We start from the raw sequence: 17,413 nt of genomic DNA on the forward strand, positions 1-17,413 counted from the left end.
AACAAGGAAAAAGAAACAAGTACAACTTGCGACCTGAACCCTTAAACCTGAAACAAAAAAATGTTTTTAAAAGAATTGTTAAACAGAATTCCTGTTCTTGAAATTTTCGGAAATGAAAATCCAGAAGTTTCAGAAATCGTTTTCGACAGCAGAAAAGCTGTTGAAAACTCGCTGTACGTTGCAGTGAGAGGAACTGTTTCCGACGGACATTCTTTTATCGGTTCTGCGGCAGAGAAAGGTTGTACCGTAATTGTTTGCGAAAAACTCCCTGAAATTTTAGACGACCATCTTACCTACATCAAGGTAAAGGATTCGTCAAAAACTTTGGGCCAACTCGCTTCCAACTTCTATGGGAATCCATCAGAAAAATTAGATTTAATCGGCATTACAGGAACCAACGGAAAAACTTCGGTGACAACTTTATTGTTTGATATCTTCAAAAACTTAGGTTTTAAATCTGCATTAATTTCAACAGTAGAATACCGAATCGGTGATGAAGTTTTTCCGTCGACCCACACTACTCCCGATGTTCTGACTTTAAATAAAATTTTGAACAAAGCCGTCGAAAGCGGTTGTGAATATGCTTTTATGGAGGTTTCTTCCCACGGAATCCACCAGAACAGAACGGAAGGTCTTCATTTCAAAATCGGCGGATTTACCAATATTACCCACGATCATCTCGATTATCACAAAACCTTTGATGAATATTTAAAGGTAAAGAAAAGATTCTTCGACGAACTTTCTCCAGAAGCTGTCGCCATCACCAATCTCGATGACAAAAACGGAAACGTAATGTTGCAGAATACCAAAGCTGCGAAGAAAACCTACGCTTTGAAAACGATGGCCGATTTCCATGGAAAAATTCTGGAAGTGGATTTCAACGGGATGCTCTTGAACTTTAACGGAAAAGAATTCTGGACCACTTTGACTGGGAAGTTCAACGCTTACAACCTGTTGCTCGCTTTTGCAGTTGCGGTGGAATGCGGTTTCAACGATGATGATGTTTTGCAGGCAATCTCAAAACTTCAAAGGGTAAAAGGAAGGTTCGAAACTTTGAAATCCGACGGCGGAATTTTCTTCATCGTCGATTACGCGCACACTCCCGATGCTTTGGAAAACGTGCTGGATTCCATCAACGAAATCAGAACAAAAAACGAGCGGCTCATCACGGTTTTCGGTTGCGGTGGCGACAGAGATCACGCAAAGCGACCAGAAATGGGGAAAATCGCAACGCGCAAATCTACTTTGGCAATCATCACTTCAGACAATCCGAGAACAGAAAACCCGAACGAAATCATCAAAGAAATCGAACAGGGAGTTGAACCGCAGAATTACAGCAAATACACTTCAATTCCCGACAGAAAAGAAGCAATAAAAATGGCGATAAAGTTTGCCGAACCGAAAGACATCATCCTCGTCGCCGGAAAAGGTCATGAAACCTATCAGGAAATCAACGGAGAAAGACAACATTTCGACGACAAGGAAACCATAATAGAACTGGCAAAAATGATGAGCAAATAATAAAAAAGTGAATAGTGAATTTTTCCTTTTCAAAGAAAGTGAATGGTGAATTAAGAAATTGACCGCAAAGCAAATTCACTTGCGAAGCAAAATTGACAACGAAGAGAATTAACAAATTTTAGAAAATGTTATACTACCTGTACGAATACCTCACCTCCCACGGAATCCACATTCCGGGACTCGGCATGCTCAAGTTTATATCGTTTCGTGCGGGAATGGCGGTTTTATTCTCGCTGGTCATCGCGTTGGTTTATGGTAAGAAAATCATCAACTACCTGCGTACAAAACAGATGGGCGAATTGGTGCGCGATCTCGGTCTCGAAGGACAGAAACAGAAAGAGGGAACGCCGACAATGGGTGGTTTGATCATTATTTTGGCGACGCTCATTCCAGTTTTACTGTTCACCAGAATCTTCAATGTGTACATCGTATTGCTGATTATTTCTGTGGTTTGGATGGGTGCAATCGGGTTTATCGACGATTATTTAAAGAAAATCAAAAAAAACAAAGACGGACTGAGCGGAAAATTCAAAGTAATCGGACAGGTTGGTTTGGGACTGATTGTGGGAGTTACCATGTTCTTTCACCCCGAAATCACGGTAAAAAGAAAATACGCCGATGCTAAAGAAGTGAACAGAAACAATGTGGAGAGAAACTTTATGCCGACTGAAAAATCAACGGTTTCCACCGTGCCGTTTGTGAAAAACAACGAGTTCGACTACAGCGGAATATTGTTCTGGATGTCGCCTGAAGAAACCCATGAATGGTCGTGGTTGGTTTTCATCCCGATTGTGATTTTCATCGTGACCGCAGTTTCAAACGGAGCCAACATTACCGACGGAATCGACGGACTCGCTGCAGGAACAAGCGTCGTCATACTGCTCACTTTAGCGTTCTTCGCTTATCTTTCAGGGAACATCATTTTTGCCGATTACCTTAACATTATGTTCCTTCCGAATATGGGAGAAACCACGATTTTCGCCCTCGCTTTGGTTGGAGCCGTCATCGGTTTTTTCTGGTACAACACTTATCCTGCCCAAGTTTTTATGGGCGACACGGGAAGTTTGATGTTGGGCGGTGTAATAGCGGTTTTGGCAATCATTTTAAGAAAAGAATTACTCATTCCTGTGCTGTGCGGAATTTTCCTTATCGAGAATATTTCGGTGATGCTGCAGGTTGCAGTCTTTAAATATAGAAAAAGAAAATACGGGTTAGAATATGCCCAAAACAACAGGTTATTCAAAATGTCGCCACTTCACCACCATTATCAAAAGGAAGGTTACCACGAAAGCAAAATCGTGAACCGAATGATCATTATCGGGGTGTTGCTCGCGATTGTTTGTTTGATTACTCTGAAAATCAGATAAGAGAGAAGTCCGAAGACGGATGTCCAAAGTTAGAAGATCGAAAAAAAATAGAATAAAGAAAATTGGAAACTAATCTCAAAATGCAGAATGAAAACACCGCTTCCCCTTTGGGGAAAAAGGGGATTAAGATCGTTGTCTTAGGAGGCGGAGAAAGCGGATTCGGAGCAGCTTATCTGGCGAAAAAGAAAGGGATGGAAGTTTTCCTTTCCGATAAAGGTGTGATTAAAGACGAATACAGATCACTCCTGAACGAAGCTGGAATCGAGTATGAAGAAGGAAACCATGACGAAGCAAAAATCCTCGCTGCAGACTGGATTGTGAAATCTCCCGGAGTTCCCAAGAAAGCGGAAATCATCACGAAAATCCACCAAAAAGGAATTCGTCTCTCGTCAGAAATCGAGTTTGCATCAGAATTCACCGACGCGAAAATCGTGGCAATCACAGGAAGCAACGGAAAAACAACAACGACTTCGCTGATCTACCACATCCTGAAAAATGATGACTTGAAAGTAGGTTTAGCGGGAAACATCGGGAAAAGTTTTGCGAAGCAGGTTGCAGACGAAAATTTCGACTACTATGTTTTGGAGGTGAGTTCGTTTCAGCTCGACGACATTCAGAATTTCAGACCGCACATTTCGCTGTTGTTAAATTTAAGTCAGGACCACCTGGATCAGTACAACTACAATTATGAGGAATACGCTTTGGCGAAATTCAGGATTGCAGAAAATCAGGAAAACGACAATTTCTTCATCTATAATAAAGACGACGAAATGAGCATGAAGCTCTTGGAAAAACTGGAAATCAGAGCGAAGATGATCCCGTTTTCTACAAAGCTAAAACTAAGAGAAGGTGGATTCGTAAATGGAGAAGAAATCGAGGTGAAACTTTCGGATGACTTTATGATGAAGATCGACGAACTCTCCCTCGTTGGAAATCATAATGTTGCGAACAGTTTGGCCGCATCCATCGCAGGTAAAATATTGAACATCAGCAATGAAAGTATCAGAAATTCTTTGATGACCTTTCAGGCAGTTGAACATCGATTAGAAAATGTTGCGGAAATCGACGGAGTGAAATTCATCAACGACAGCAAAGCAACCAACGTCAACGCTTGTTATTACGCACTGGAAAGCATGAAACAGCCGACAGTGTGGATTGTAGGCGGCGTGGACAAAGGAAACGACTATACCGAAATCGAGGATCTGGTCAAAAGAAAAGTAAAGGCAATTGTTTGCTTAGGCATTGACAACCAGAAGATTATCGATTTCTTTAAAGATAAGAAGGAAACGATCTACAGCACATCAAGTATGGAGGAAGCGATCAAGGTTTCAAAATCTTTGGCAAAAAGTGGAGACACCGTTCTGCTATCACCGTGTTGTGCAAGTTTCGACCTCTTCAAAAATTATGAAGACCGAGGCGAACAGTTCAAAAAAGAAGTTTTAAAATAGGAAAATGCAGGAAGCAGAAAACAGATTCGAACTTTTAAAAGGCGACAAAGTACTTTGGACGGTCATTTTGCTGATCTCGTTCTTTTCGGTGTTCCCTGTATATTCTGCGAGTTCCAATCTGGAGTATATCGTGAACAACGGAACCACGACTTCGCACCTCATCAAACACATGTTTTTTGTGGTTCTCGGTTTGGCAATCATGCGCGGAGTTGGCGTTTTCAAATATGAACATATCGGCAAACTCAGTGCGATTCTGTTAGGATTTATGGTGATTCTGCTCGGAATTACCATGTTTACAGGCCAAAAAATCGACGGCGCTTCCGCTTCACGTTGGTTGAAAATTCCCGGAACACCGATTTCGTTTCAGCCGTCATCATTCGCATATTTAATGCTGATCATCTATCTGTGTAGATATTTAACCAAAAAAATCAAGAGAGAGCGACTTCCGATTGAGAATATCTTCTACATTTTCGGACCAGTTCTTCTCGTTTTCGGCTTGGTTGCGAAAGACAACGGATCTACCGCATTGATGATTCTGATGGTTTCACTTGCGGTAATGCTGATCGGACAGTTGAGTAAAAAATATATTTTCGGTTTCGTGGGAATTTCGGGTATTGCGATTGGGATTTTCTTCTTCCTCGCTCTGAAAACCGACATGATCGAAAACAACCGTGTTCATACCTGGATGAGCCGTATAGAAACTTTCACCAATTCAAAGAAAACGACCGATGTTGAAGACGAAAGTTTAAAGGCCAAAAACTATCAGGTGATGCAGGCAAAAGCAGCGATCGTTCACGGCGGAATTACAGGAATGGGTCCTGGAAAAAGCGCCTTGAAACAGATGCTTCCGCAGTCGGCTTCCGATTTTATCTTCGCCATCATCGTTGAGGAATATGGGTTTTTCGGCGCACTCTTTCTCATCGCGCTCTACTTGATTATGATTATTAGGATCGTGATGATTGCGAGTAAGATGCCCGCATTTTTCGGTAGCTTACTGGTACTGAGTTTAGGGATAATGATTTTCGTGCAACTCGCGGTAAATATTGCGGTCGCGGTCAATCTAATCCCAGTAACGGGACAACCGCTTCCATTAATCAGTTACGGGGGAACGTCGATGTTAGTAACCTATATCCAACTCGGTCTGATTCTCAACGTGAGTTCAAGAATCCAGGTATATGATGAAGAAGGAATGGGCAAAAAGCAAAGTATAGAAGAAATTAACGACATCGCCTAATCCCCTAAACCCCCAAAGGGAACTTAAAAAAAAGAAAAATTGGAAAACAAAAAGAACATAGAAACAACCACATTTCTCCCCTTTGGGAAAAAAGGGAATTTCCGCGTTCTGATGAGCGGCGGCGGAACAGGAGGACACATCTTCCCTGCAATCGCCATTGCCGATGAAATCAAGAGCAGATTTCCGAATGCCGAATTTCTGTTCATCGGTGCGAACGGAAAAATGGAGATGGAAAAGGTTCCGCAATCGGGATACAAAATTGTGGGACTGAACATCGCTGGTTTCGACCGTGGAAATTTGTTGAGCAACTTCAAACTGCCATTCAAGATTGTTTCCAGTTTGCTGAAGGCGAGAAAAACGATCAGGGAATTCAAACCTGATTTTGCGGTGGGAACAGGTGGTTTTGCAAGTGGGCCAGCTTTGTTTACCGCTTCACGATTGGGGGTTCCGATTTTTGTTCAGGAGCAGAATTCGCTTCCAGGAAAAACGAATATTTTCCTTTCCAAAAAGGCGAAAGCAGTTTTTACCGCATATCCAGCAATGGAGAAGTTTTTCCACGGAACTAAGACTTTGTTTTTAGGAAATCCGATCCGGAAGAATATTATTACGGATTTAATGGAAAGGAGTGCGGCAAAAGAAAAGCTTGGATTGGATAAAGACAAACTGACCATTCTTTCTGTCGGCGGTTCATTAGGTTCACGAACATTGAACAACGGTTGGAAGGACAACTTGAACACAATTTTAGAAAAAGATTTCCAGCTGATTTGGCAAACTGGGAAAACCGACTACCAATCGATTTTGGCTGAAACCGAATCGAAGCAGCACCGTAACCTGCAGATTGTCGAGTTTATTAAGAATATGGAAATGGCATATTCTGCTGCAGATGTGATTGTTTCGAGAGCGGGAGCAATTGCGATTTCGGAGCTGGCGGTGGCGCAGAAACCTGTGTTACTGGTTCCGTTTCCGTTTGCTGCGGAAGACCATCAAACCAAAAACGCGCTGACTTTGGTTGAAAAAAATGCAGCAAGAATGGTGAAAGACACCGAAATGAAAGAAAAGTTTCTGCCGACTTTAATGGAAATCTGCGAGAATGAGCAGTTGCGAAACGAAATGTCAGAAAACTTGAAATTCTTCGCAAAACCCAATGCAGCAAAGGAAATTGTGGATAATATAATAAAGACATCAGACTTAAAGATTTGAGACAAGAGATGAAAGTCTCTAATCTCTAATCTATTAGTCTCCAATCTAATATGAAAGATTTAAAAACATATCAAACCTTCTACTTCGTCGGAATCGGCGGCATCGGAATGAGTGCTTTGGCGCGCTATTTCAATGCATCCGGCAAAACCGTGCTCGGTTACGACAAGACCCAAACCAAGCTGACTTCTGCCCTGATTTCGGAGGGAATCGATATTGTTTTTGAAGATAGTATTAATGACAAAATCCAAAATTTAGACAAAGAAAATACGCTCGTCATTTACACTCCCGCCATCAAGAAACTTGACATTCTGAATTATTTTAATGATAATGGTTTCACGGTTTTGAAGCGGGCAAAAGTTCTCGGAATGATCACCGAAAACACCGATTGCATCGCAGTTGCGGGAACCCACGGAAAAACAACGACCTCGTCTTTGGTGGCGCATTTATGCAACGAGGCGAATCTTCCGTTCTCCTGCTTCCTCGGTGGAATCGCGGAAAACTTTAAATCGAATTTCCTTTTCAACGGCGACCAAGTTTCCGTAGTCGAAGCTGATGAATACGACAGAAGTTTCCTCAACCTCTCTCCAGATTGGGCGATCATTACTTCCACGGATGCGGACCATTTGGATATTTACGGCGACAAAGCCACAATCGAACAGGGATTCCGTGATTTTGCCAATCTCGTTCCCGAAAACGAGCATCTCTTTATCAGAAAGGGAATCCAAATCGGAAGAGGCGCCAAAACTTACGCTGTCAACGAAAAAGCTGATTTCTATTCCGACAATATCCGCGAAGTCGGTGATAAGATTTACTTCGATTTCCACGCTCCAAATGCGGAAGCGGATGATTTCGTTTGGGAAATCCCTGGAATCCACAACGTGGAAAATGCAACGGCCGCAATCGCATTGCTGAACAGTTTCGGAGTGGATTTCGAAACTTTAAAACTGGGAATTGCCAACTTTAAGGGAATTAAAAGAAGATACACCAAACATTCTTTTGAAAACGGAAAAATATACATCGACGATTATGCGCATCATCCGACGGAACTCAACGCGGTGATTGGCTCGATCAAGCATTTTTATCCACAAAAAAAATTGCTGGTCGCTTTTCAGCCGCACCTATTCAGCAGAACTCGGGATTTTGCAGACGGTTTCGCAGAAAGTTTAAACCAAGCCGACGAACTCATCTTGCTCGACATTTATCCAGCACGCGAACTTCAGGAAAATTTCGAAGGCGTGACTTCGGACTGGCTTTTAGAAAAAGTGAAATTAGACAAAAAGGAAGTTTCAACTTTGGGTGAAAGCTTTAATAAAATAAAAGAAAAAGATTTCGATGTACTGCTCACAGTCGGTGCCGGAAATATTGACACGCTGTACGATTCAATTGTTGAATGGTTGAGCAAGAAGTAAAACGCAAAGACGCTACGAAAAAGCTATAATAAAGGGATTTAGGGAGAGGATTATGAAAAACAAATTCAGAATATTAAAAATATTAACTACAGTAATCATTTTCGGATTTCTGCTGAGTTTTTCATTGAGGAAATTCAACGACAAATCGATGGAAAAAGTTGCGGTGAATATGGTAAAAACCAAGCAGCCAGTTTACTTCATCGATGAAAAGGATATCAGGGAAATTGTAAAAAAATCGAACCCCACCAAAAGAATCGGCGACATCAATATCCCAAATTTAGAGAAGAAGCTCAAACAACTACCCGCAGTTGACAGCGCAAATGTGTACTTGATGCTCAACGGAAAACTGAACCTTGACATCAAGCAAAGAGTTCCCGTATTCCGCCTCAATAAAGGTGACCGAGACTTTTATGTCGATGAAAAAGGGGTAGAATTCCCCATCTCGAAAAACTACTCGTTTCCGTGTATGCTGGTTACGGGTGATGTGAAGAAGTCCGAATATGAAAAACTGGCGGAACTGGTAGAAAAGATCAACCACGATGAATTCAGCAAAAAGTACTTCATCGGGATTTCAAAAGAAAACGGAAATTACCAATTGCTCACCAGCGAAGGAAATTACAAGGTGGAAATCGGCGACTTAAACAATATTGATTTTAAAGTAAAGGGCTTTAAGACATTTGTTGAAAAATACCTGGTTTATCAGCAACCCGAGAAATACAAAAAGGTTTCAGTGAAATACGACAACCAAATCGTGACCACGCTGAATCCCAACTTTAAAGAAAACGACAGCGTGATCAATGCAGCGAAAAAAGAATTGGCAAAATTACCTGCATTAACACAGAAAAAGGAAGAAGCAGAAAGAAAACTCAATGAGCAACCTGTAGCGAAACCCACCGAAAAAAAACCGGAAACCAAACCAAAAGAAAAACCTAAAGCAGCTGAACCCGAAAAAAAGAAAACGGAAAGCGAACCAAAACCCGCAGCGAAAAAGGAAGCTGCACCAACAAAAAAAGAAGCTCCAAAAAAGCATGAAACAGCGAAAAAGGAAACTTCGAAAAAAACAGAAACCAAACCAAAAACCCCGGCAAAACCGGCAGAAAAGAAAACGGAGCCAAAACCAAAAGCAAAAGTAAAAATCGAATAACAGTTCCGTAGGAACGACCGAAAAGGAGGATTAGAAAATATTCCAATAAAATAATAACACAAACAAGACACATTTCTCCCCATTGGGGGAAAGTAGGACAAAAAAATCAAATCGACATACAAATGGAAAATCACGAGTATTCAGTAGGGCTTGACATCGGAACCACAAAGATTGTGGCGATTGTCGGCAGAAGAAACGCCCACGGAAAAATTGAGGTGCTCGGCGTTGGAAAAGCAAAAAGTTTGGGAGTGCACAAAGGAATTGTGAACAACATCTCGCAAACAATTCAGTCTATTAAATCCGCCGTAGCAGAAGCTCAGTCAAGTTCAGGCGTGCCAATTCACAAAGTTACGGTGGGAATCGCCGGAAAACACATCCGCTCGCTACAGCATTCGGACTACATTATGCGGGAAAATCCCGACCAGTACATTACCGAAGACGACATCGAAAAATTGAAGGAACAGGTAAAGAAACTGGTAATGCTTCCCGGTGAAGAGATCATCCACGTTCTTCCGCAGGAGTACAAAGTAGATTCCGAAGGCGAAATTCAGGAACCGATCGGAATGCACGGCAAACGATTGGAAGCAAACTTCCACGTTGTTGTAGGACAAATGGGAAGCATCCGAAACATCGCAAGATGCGTTCGTGAAGCAGGTCTGGAAATGGAGTCGCTTACTTTGGAACCGCTTGCTTCATCGGAATCTGTTTTGACAAAAGAAGAAAAAGAAGCCGGAGTTGCCATCGTTGACATCGGTGGAGGAACAACGGATATCGCGATCTTTAAAGACAATATCATCCGTCATACCTGCGTAATTCCTTACGGTGGCGGAATCATTACCGACGATATTAAGGAGGGTTGCTCCATCATCGAGAAACACGCAGAACAACTGAAAGTGAAATTCGGTTCCGCAGTTCCTGAGCTTGAAAAGGACAGCACTTTCGTGACCATTCCCGGACTTCATGGAAGACCCGATAAAGAGATCTCGCTGAAAACTTTGGCGCAAGTAGTGAACGCTCGTGTGGAAGAAATCCTGGAAATGGTGAATACAGAACTGAAAGCATACGGCGCTTTTGAGCAAAAGAAAAAACTCATCGCGGGAATCGTATTGACAGGAGGTGGCTCTAACCTTCGTCATCTTCGTCAGTTAGCGAATTACACGACAGGTTTCGACAGCAGAATTGGTTTTGCCAACGAATATGTTGCCAACGACAAAAACCAATATTTGAAAGGGCCTGAATACGCAACTGCGATTGGACTTTTAATGGAAAGCTTAAAGATCCGCGACAAGAAGCATGGAGTGGAACAACCGGAAGAAAAAGTTGAAAATGTAGAAACAGCATCCACTCAAAATCAAACTGCTACCGAACAACCAGAATTCCGTACCGAAGAAACACCGGAAATCCCAAGGGAAAAACAGAAAGCAAACCGCTTGACCATCGGCCAGAAAATTATGGAAAGCGTAAAAAAGTTCTTTGAAGAAGTAGAATAAAATTAAAAAATACATACTATGGAAAATATGGGCAACACAGGATTTTCATTTGATTTACCAAAAGGAAATTCATCAATAATAAAGGTAATTGGTGTCGGCGGCGGCGGAAACAACGCGTTGAAACACATGTACGAAAGAGGAATTCACGGAGTAGATTTCGTGATCTGCAATACCGATGCGCAGACTTTGGACAACAATCCGGTTTCAAACAAAGTTCAATTGGGAATCACCATGACAGAAGGACTCGGCGCAGGAGCTGATCCCGATGTTGGTGAAAAAGCAGCAATTGAAAGCATCGAAGAGATTAAAGCCGCGATGGGACAAAACACCAAAATGGTTTTCATTACCGCAGGAATGGGAGGTGGAACAGGAACCGGAGCTGCACCTGTAATTGCGAAAATCGCGAAGGAAATGGGAATTCTCACTGTGGGAATTGTGACTGTTCCGTTCAGTTTTGAGGGAAAAAGAAGATTGGAACAGGCAGAAGTGGGACTCGAAAAACTGAGAAATAATGTCGATTCACTGATTGTCATTAATAACGACAAACTTCGACAACAGTTCGGAAACCTTGGTTTCAAATCAGGATTCTCGAAAGCGGACGAAGTTTTGACCAACGCTGCAAAAGGAATGGCAGAAGTAATTACGGGATATTTCGACGTTAACATCGACTTCCGTGATGCGAAATCGGTACTACAAAATTCAGGTACCGCATTGATGTCGAACGGAATTGCTTCCGGCGAAAACAAGGCGGAAGAAGCGGTGAAAAAAGCACTCGATTCCCCATTGTTGAACGACAACAAAATAACCGGCGCGAAAAACGTACTCCTTTTGATCAGAAGTGGTTCCGAAGAAGTTACGATGGACGAAATCGGAGTGATTATGGACCACATCCAGAAAGAGGCAGGAAACACCGCGGATATTATTTTCGGGGTTGGAACAGATGAGGAACTCGGCGATTCCGTAAGCGTTTTGGTGATTGCGACAGGTTTTGCAAAAGACCATCACAAACATTCAGGACCGACTGAAACTATCAAGTTTTCACTTTCGGATTCTTTAGAAAGACCAGTGAAAAAAGAATCTCCGTTTAAACAAAACGTGGAAAGAGAGGAAATCAAAAGAGAAGATTTCGCAACAAAAAGCTTGTTCGTTCTCGATGACGAGGAAGATTTGAACACTCCTGAATTCAAGGTAAAAACCGTTGAAAAGAAAACTGTCGTAGAAGTAGAAAAACCTGCAGAAATAAAATTCTTCGATTTGGAAGAACCGGTTGAAGAAGAAGTAAAGCTAATTCAGAAATACGTGATCGACGAGGAGGAAACTACTGCAGAACTTGATCTTTTCTCTTATGAAGAAGATTTGTACGAAGAACCTGCATCTCAGTCATTCACCTTCGAAACAGAAGATAAGAAACAGGAAACTCCACTTGAAAACAAAACCTCTTTCTCTGAAGAGAAGCCAATAGAATTCAGTTTTTTCGTAAACGAACCGATTGAGGAGCCGAAAGTTGAAACACCTCAACCAAAAGCTGCGACCCAACCTGAACCGGTTCAGAAAATTGAGCCAAAGGTGGAAGAAAAAATCGCTCAACCCAAAGAAGAATCCGTAAAGTTTGAGGTAGAAGAAGACTTCACCTTCATCAGCAAAAGTTCCAGCGACAAAGTTGCGGAGCGTAGAAACAAGCTGAAAGAATTCAACTCGAGATACCAAAACTTCGAACAGGAAAACGATTTCGAAACTGTTCCGGCGTTCAGAAGAAAAAATATTTCCATCGGTCACGAAAACGCTTCTGAGCAGAGAATCAACACCTTCCTTTCCGAAAACGACGGAAAAATGCAGGTGAGAGAGAACAGGTTTTTGAATAAAGACGTGGACTAATTTAGCAATGTAGCAATTTACCAATGTAACAATCGGTTGTGATTGGTACATTGCTACATTTTCATATTGTTACATTTAGAAAAATGAGTTTAGAAAACACCATCAACGACGCGATAAAAACCGCGATGAAAGAGAAAGACAAAGTTGCCCTTGATTCTCTACGTGCGGTGAAATCGCAGATTTTGTTACTGAAAACCGAGGCGAAAGGTGCAGAAGTTTCCGCAGAGCAGGAAATTGCCATCTTGCAGCGGATGATCAAGCAGCGAAAAGATTCTTTCGAACAGTTCGCTGCGCAGGGACGAAACGATTTGGCAGAAGTAGAAGACGCACAGATGAAAGTCATCGAAAAGTTTTTGCCAAAACAGCTTTCACCTGAAGAACTGGAAGCAGAAATCAAGAATATCATTTCAGAAGTAGGCGCAGAAAGTATCAAGGATTTAGGAAAAGTGATGGGAACAGCTTCCAAAGCTTTAGCCGGAAAATCCGACGGAAAGTCAATTTCGGAAATGGCGAAAAAGCTGCTTTCATAAGTACGAAATACCCTGCCTGTCGGCATACAGGGAAGTACGAAGTACGAAAAACATTGAGTTTTTTAGTTTCGTAATTCTATTTTCGTAATTCTTTAATTAACTTGGGATATCCAACCTTTGCATATCGATTTGATTGTTGAAGCCCGGAACGTTTCTGTTCCGGGCTTCTTTTAGTTATTTGGATTAAATTTATTTCTTGATGATCGAGGCGTGGTAACTTCCAGACGAAGTTTTGATCACCATTCGATAATTTCCGGTTCGAAGCGAACTGATATTGAGTTGGGTATCTTTTTGCTGAACAGGCTCGTTCATAATCAGTTTTCCTGACAAATCGTAAACTTCTATTGTAGAAATCAATTCATTTCCTTTAATATTGACAATGTCAACTGCAGGATTCGGATAAACCTGGAATCTCGACTGTTTCACATCCACCACCGAAAGTCCCACATTAATCGTTACCGGCGTTGCAGCACTTGTGCAGCCATTCACCGTTTGAGTTGCATAGTAAGTTGTTCCGTTCACAACTGGTGTAGTTGCAGGAATCGGGGTAGTTAAAGCCGCAGTGGCAAACCACGAAATATTTTGGCCCGTAATCACTACATTCGATAAGGTAGAACCCGCCGGAAGTGTTTGTGGAGAACTCGCAACAGGAGCAGCAACTGTATTTACAGTCACTAAAGATTCCACTCTTCCGCTTGCGCACGCAGGAAGCGGCGAAATCCTCCAGTTATAGAAGAAGTAGTAAACTGTATTGTTGGTATTGGAATTATTGATCGTACCTCCCGTAATGCTGCCAAAACTCCCCAATGAATACGGAAAAGCATTTCCAGACAAATCCCTGATCAGAACTGGTGACGAGCTTGCAACAAGTTTATAAGAATTTCCGCCGGTCACCGAAAAATTAATGGGGATCGTAACTTTTAAAGGAGCTGAAGCCGTTCCACCGGAAGGTATCGTCACTGTTTTCTCGGTAATGATGGCATAACTCGCATCGAGTAATTTGATTACCATGTTTCCGCCGGTTCCTGCGCCGTACACATCAACTGTTTCAATCAGGAAATCACTGTTCGCCGTAAAAGCCAGTCCCCACGGAGAACTTGCGGTCACGACAGAAGAGGTTCCTGTTCCAGATGGAGATACTTTTCCCCCATTTGTTGGGGTGGCTCCATTCGAATAATTATAAGATTCCACCCAGTACGAGGTGTTTGCTGAAAGAGCCGGCGTTGTATAAGTCGTTCCCATAGCAATCGGATCGGTTGCCGTTTGCGACGAATACCATTTTACAACCTGTCCATCTGTGGTTGCATTAAGCGTAGCAGAAGTTCCTGCACAAACTGTTGGCGAATTCACCGAAATAGTCGGTGTGGTGCAAGCTTGTCCGTTAATCTGGATTAAACCGACGGTTGCGGCAAGCAAGAAATAGAGTTTTTTCATATCTAAGATTTTTTTGTTAACGTAGTCAAATTTACGAGCTATTATCAAATCAAAAATATTTTTCTACATTATTAATGTAAAATTTATGAAACATGCTAATCCTCTGGTAATAATACAAATCTACAGCAAACATAATATGTCAAAATGTCAAAATATAAGATAATGGAATGATTTTGATAAAAAGTATCCATAGCGTTTCATTTTTTTATTGCTTAAATTTGCATTTTATAAAAAGGAAACGAAACTCAAACTTAAAACCTCAAACTTAAAACTTATATATATGTATCCAGAAGAATTAGTAATGCCGATGAAGCATGAACTTACCGATAAAGGATTCCAGGATTTAACCACTCCTGAACAGGTTGCAGAAGCGATCAAAAAAGACGGCACTACCCTTTTGATGATAAATTCTGTTTGCGGATGTGCAGCGGGAGCAGCAAGACCAGGTGTAATTTATTCATTGACCGGCGACAAAAAACCTGAAAACCTCATCACCGTTTTTGCCGGTTATGACGGTGACGCCGTTGTGGAAGCAAGAAAATTCTTGGCACCTTTCCCGCCAAGTTCACCTTGTGTCGCGCTTTTCAAGGATGGCGAGTTAGTTCACATGCTCGAGAGACACCACATCGAAGGAAATCCGGCAGGAGCAATCGCTGCAAACTTGCAGGCAGCTTACGACGAATACTGCTAAACTAAAAATTTAGTTGAAACAAAATTCCGCTCTTCATCGAGCGGAATTTTTTATTGTCCAAAATTTTAAAAGAAAGGTGTTTTTTCTAAAAATAACCTGAATTCAGGTTAAATTATCTGTTTCTACTTGTTCTTTATCCTTGACTCTTGGCTCTTCCGACAACTATCGGAATTACTTGGCTCTTGGCTCTTTTTACTTGGCTCTTAATATCTACTTATTCATCGACATCAAGAACTCCTCATTATTAATGGTTCCCTTGATGCTCTTGTTCACAAATTCCATTGCCTCTACAGGATTCATATCTGCAAGATATTTTCGCAGGATCCACATTCTCTGTTGTGTGGTGTCATCCAAAAGCAGGTCGTCTCTTCTGGTACTCGAAGCCACCAAATCGATCGCAGGATAAATCCTTTTGTTCGCAATCTTTCTGTCCAGCTGAAGTTCCATATTTCCCGTTCCTTTGAATTCCTCGAAAATCACCTCGTCCATCTTGGAGCCGGTGTCGATCAAAGCGGTTGCGATAATTGTTAATGAACCGCCACCTTCGATATTTCTTGCCGCTCCGAAAAATCTTTTTGGTTTGTGGAGTGCGTTTGCGTCAACACCTCCCGACAAAATCTTTCCTGATGCCGGAGTTACCGTATTGTAAGCTCTCGCCAAACGTGTAATCGAGTCGAGCAGGATCACCACATCGTGACCGCATTCCACCATTCTTTGCGCTTTGGAGAGGACGAGGTTTGCCACTTTCACGTGCTTTTCTGCGGGTTCGTCGAACGTCGATGCGATTACTTCTGCATTCACGCTTCTTTCCATATCGGTTACTTCTTCCGGTCTTTCGTCGATGAGCAGGATCATCATATACGCTTCCGGATGGTTGGCTGAAATGGAGTTTGCGATATCTTTCAGAAGCATGGTCTTACCTGTTTTCGGTTGTGCAACGATCATTGCTCGCTGTCCTTTTCCGATAGGGGTAAAGAGATCCACAATTCTTGTTGAGAGCGTAGAGTTTCTACCTGTCAAATTAAATTTTTCATCAGGAAAAAGCGGCGTCAAAAACTCGAAAGCCACTCTGTCTTTGATGAATTCCAGATCACGGCCGTTAACTTCTGTCGGCTTTAACAAAGAAAAATATTTCTCACCTTCTTTTGGTAAACGAACGATTCCTCTTACCGTGTCACCGGTTTTGAGTCCATAATTTCTAATCTGGTTGGTTGAAACATACACGTCATCAGGTGATGAGATGTACGAGAAATCCGATGAACGAAGGAATCCGTAGTTATCGGGAAGGATTTCGAGCACCCCCTCGATTGTTACCAAACCGTCGAAGTTGTATTCCTTTTTCGGTTCTTCAGCGGAATCGCTGTTTTGGTTTTGATTCTTATTCTGGTTCGGATTCTGATTTTTGTTCTGGTTTTTGTTTTGCTGGTTGCGGTTCTGGTTTCCTTGTTGGTTTCCGTTCTGGTGACCGTTTCCGTTTTGGTTTTGTGGGGTTCTGCTGTTTTCCGCAGTTTCAGTTTCCTTTTGTGGTTCAGAAACTTCTGTTGTTTCTGCAGTATTTTCAACTTGTGCTTCCGCCGATTTTGTTGGCTGAATCCGTTGTCTCTTCTTTTTTTGCTGGTTTGCGGAAGCCGGATTCGCAGCTGCTGTTTCTGCTTTTGGTTTCTCGGCTGGAACTTCTGCTACTGGCTCAGTTTCATTATTCTCGAAAGGAATTTCTGATGAAACCTCTGTTGGTTTTTCGGTTTTCTTTCTTGGCGCAGGTTTTTTCGGCGCAGGTTTCTTTATTTCAGGAGCGGTATTTTCTTCTGTATTCATAGGGGTTTCTGTGGCGTTGTAATAATCTTTTGCTACTTTCGTGTTCGATGCCTGAAAGTCTAGAATCGCAAAGATTTTGTCATTATCGGTACTGTTTTTAGCCAGTTTAACGCCTAAATCTCTCGTAATTTTGGCCAAATCCGAAGCGGATTTCGACCTTAACGTTTCGATGTTGAACATAAATGTTACGTAAAAGGTGTGTTATATAAGTGAGTGTAAGTAAGAAAGTTAAGTCGGGCGACTTTTCTTATTTAG

General features: G+C 41.9%; 13 protein-coding genes. 11 read left to right on the plus strand and 2 right to left on the minus strand.

Annotated features, from left to right (window positions below; all coding sequences use genetic code 11):
• The first annotated feature begins 60 nt into the window (after positions 1 to 60).
• From MTP09_RS14105 to MTP09_RS14150, 10 genes are all read left to right on the plus strand, one after another.
• Entirely contained in the window at positions 61 to 1,521 is a 1,461-nt protein-coding gene (locus MTP09_RS14105) for a UDP-N-acetylmuramoyl-L-alanyl-D-glutamate--2,6-diaminopimelate ligase (RefSeq protein WP_243549275.1), read from the plus strand.
• A gap of 125 nt (positions 1,522 to 1,646) precedes the next feature.
• A complete protein-coding gene (gene mraY / locus MTP09_RS14110) occupies positions 1,647 to 2,888 on the plus strand; it encodes a phospho-N-acetylmuramoyl-pentapeptide-transferase (protein WP_243549276.1) in 1,242 nt (413 codons plus the stop codon).
• 122 nt (positions 2,889 to 3,010) lie between these two features.
• The gene (gene murD, locus MTP09_RS14115) at positions 3,011 to 4,336 is read left to right on the plus strand and encodes a UDP-N-acetylmuramoyl-L-alanine--D-glutamate ligase (protein ID WP_243551682.1); all 1,326 of its coding nucleotides are present in this window, start codon (positions 3,011 to 3,013) and stop codon (positions 4,334 to 4,336) included.
• Between the two features lie 4 nt (positions 4,337 to 4,340).
• On the plus strand, positions 4,341 to 5,570 hold the full coding sequence (locus MTP09_RS14120) for an FtsW/RodA/SpoVE family cell cycle protein (RefSeq protein WP_243549279.1): 1,230 nt from the start codon (positions 4,341 to 4,343) through the stop codon (positions 5,568 to 5,570).
• Positions 5,571 to 5,681: 111 nt separating this feature from the next.
• Complete coding sequence (murG, locus tag MTP09_RS14125; RefSeq protein ID WP_243551683.1) at positions 5,682 to 6,770, plus strand: undecaprenyldiphospho-muramoylpentapeptide beta-N-acetylglucosaminyltransferase; 1,089 nt, start codon at positions 5,682 to 5,684, stop codon at positions 6,768 to 6,770.
• Between the two features lie 50 nt (positions 6,771 to 6,820).
• Positions 6,821 to 8,179 carry a UDP-N-acetylmuramate--L-alanine ligase gene (gene murC, locus MTP09_RS14130; protein ID WP_243549281.1) on the plus strand — a complete coding sequence of 453 codons (1,359 nt, stop codon included), beginning with the start codon at positions 6,821 to 6,823 and terminating at the stop codon, positions 8,177 to 8,179.
• Between the two features lie 52 nt (positions 8,180 to 8,231).
• Positions 8,232 to 9,323, plus strand: coding sequence for a cell division protein FtsQ/DivIB (locus tag MTP09_RS14135; RefSeq protein WP_243549283.1), 1,092 nt, complete (start codon positions 8,232 to 8,234; stop codon positions 9,321 to 9,323).
• 122 nt (positions 9,324 to 9,445) lie between these two features.
• A complete protein-coding gene (gene ftsA / locus MTP09_RS14140; protein WP_243549286.1) occupies positions 9,446 to 10,813 on the plus strand; it encodes a cell division protein FtsA in 1,368 nt (455 codons plus the stop codon).
• An 18-nt stretch (positions 10,814 to 10,831) separates the two neighbouring features.
• A complete protein-coding gene (gene ftsZ, locus MTP09_RS14145) occupies positions 10,832 to 12,688 on the plus strand; it encodes a cell division protein FtsZ (RefSeq protein WP_243549288.1) in 1,857 nt (618 codons plus the stop codon).
• Between the two features lie 83 nt (positions 12,689 to 12,771).
• Positions 12,772 to 13,218: a GatB/YqeY domain-containing protein gene (locus tag MTP09_RS14150; protein WP_243549290.1), complete on the plus strand. Its 447-nt coding sequence runs from the start codon at positions 12,772 to 12,774 to the stop codon at positions 13,216 to 13,218.
• Between the two features lie 189 nt (positions 13,219 to 13,407).
• Here MTP09_RS14150 and MTP09_RS14155 read toward each other — a convergent pair whose 3' ends face one another.
• On the minus strand, positions 13,408 to 14,652 hold the full coding sequence (locus tag MTP09_RS14155; RefSeq protein ID WP_243549299.1) for an Ig-like domain-containing protein: 1,245 nt from the start codon (positions 14,650 to 14,652) through the stop codon (positions 13,408 to 13,410).
• 280 nt (positions 14,653 to 14,932) lie between these two features.
• On the opposite strand from MTP09_RS14155, the gene MTP09_RS14160 reads away from it, so the two are divergent.
• On the plus strand, positions 14,933 to 15,343 hold the full coding sequence (locus MTP09_RS14160; protein ID WP_243549301.1) for a BrxA/BrxB family bacilliredoxin: 411 nt from the start codon (positions 14,933 to 14,935) through the stop codon (positions 15,341 to 15,343).
• Between the two features lie 210 nt (positions 15,344 to 15,553).
• Here MTP09_RS14160 and rho read toward each other — a convergent pair whose 3' ends face one another.
• On the minus strand, positions 15,554 to 17,338 hold the full coding sequence (rho, locus tag MTP09_RS14165) for a transcription termination factor Rho (RefSeq protein ID WP_243549303.1): 1,785 nt from the start codon (positions 17,336 to 17,338) through the stop codon (positions 15,554 to 15,556).
• Positions 17,339 to 17,413: the final 75 nt, after the last annotated feature.

Origin of the sequence: Chryseobacterium suipulveris, from assembly GCF_022811685.1 — a bacterium.
GTDB classification, from domain to species: domain Bacteria; phylum Bacteroidota; class Bacteroidia; order Flavobacteriales; family Weeksellaceae; genus Kaistella; species Kaistella suipulveris.

What these genes read in the sequence shown, in the direction of transcription:
- murG (WP_243551683.1), top strand. Translation starts at nt 5,682, where the DNA reads ATGAGCGGCGGCGGAACAGGAGGACACATCTTCCCTGCAATCGCCATT.
- MTP09_RS14120 (WP_243549279.1), top strand. Translation starts at nt 4,341, where the DNA reads ATGCAGGAAGCAGAAAACAGATTCGAACTTTTAAAAGGCGACAAAGTA.
- mraY (WP_243549276.1), top strand. Translation starts at nt 1,647, where the DNA reads ATGTTATACTACCTGTACGAATACCTCACCTCCCACGGAATCCACATT.
- ftsA (WP_243549286.1), top strand. Translation starts at nt 9,446, where the DNA reads ATGGAAAATCACGAGTATTCAGTAGGGCTTGACATCGGAACCACAAAG.
- murC (WP_243549281.1), top strand. Translation starts at nt 6,821, where the DNA reads ATGAAAGATTTAAAAACATATCAAACCTTCTACTTCGTCGGAATCGGC.
- MTP09_RS14155 (WP_243549299.1), bottom strand. Translation starts at nt 14,652, where the DNA reads ATGAAAAAACTCTATTTCTTGCTTGCCGCAACCGTCGGTTTAATCCAG.
- MTP09_RS14160 (WP_243549301.1), top strand. Translation starts at nt 14,933, where the DNA reads ATGTATCCAGAAGAATTAGTAATGCCGATGAAGCATGAACTTACCGAT.
- ftsZ (WP_243549288.1), top strand. Translation starts at nt 10,832, where the DNA reads ATGGAAAATATGGGCAACACAGGATTTTCATTTGATTTACCAAAAGGA.
- rho (WP_243549303.1), bottom strand. Translation starts at nt 17,338, where the DNA reads ATGTTCAACATCGAAACGTTAAGGTCGAAATCCGCTTCGGATTTGGCC.
- MTP09_RS14135 (WP_243549283.1), top strand. Translation starts at nt 8,232, where the DNA reads ATGAAAAACAAATTCAGAATATTAAAAATATTAACTACAGTAATCATT.
- MTP09_RS14150 (WP_243549290.1), top strand. Translation starts at nt 12,772, where the DNA reads ATGAGTTTAGAAAACACCATCAACGACGCGATAAAAACCGCGATGAAA.
- MTP09_RS14105 (WP_243549275.1), top strand. Translation starts at nt 61, where the DNA reads ATGTTTTTAAAAGAATTGTTAAACAGAATTCCTGTTCTTGAAATTTTC.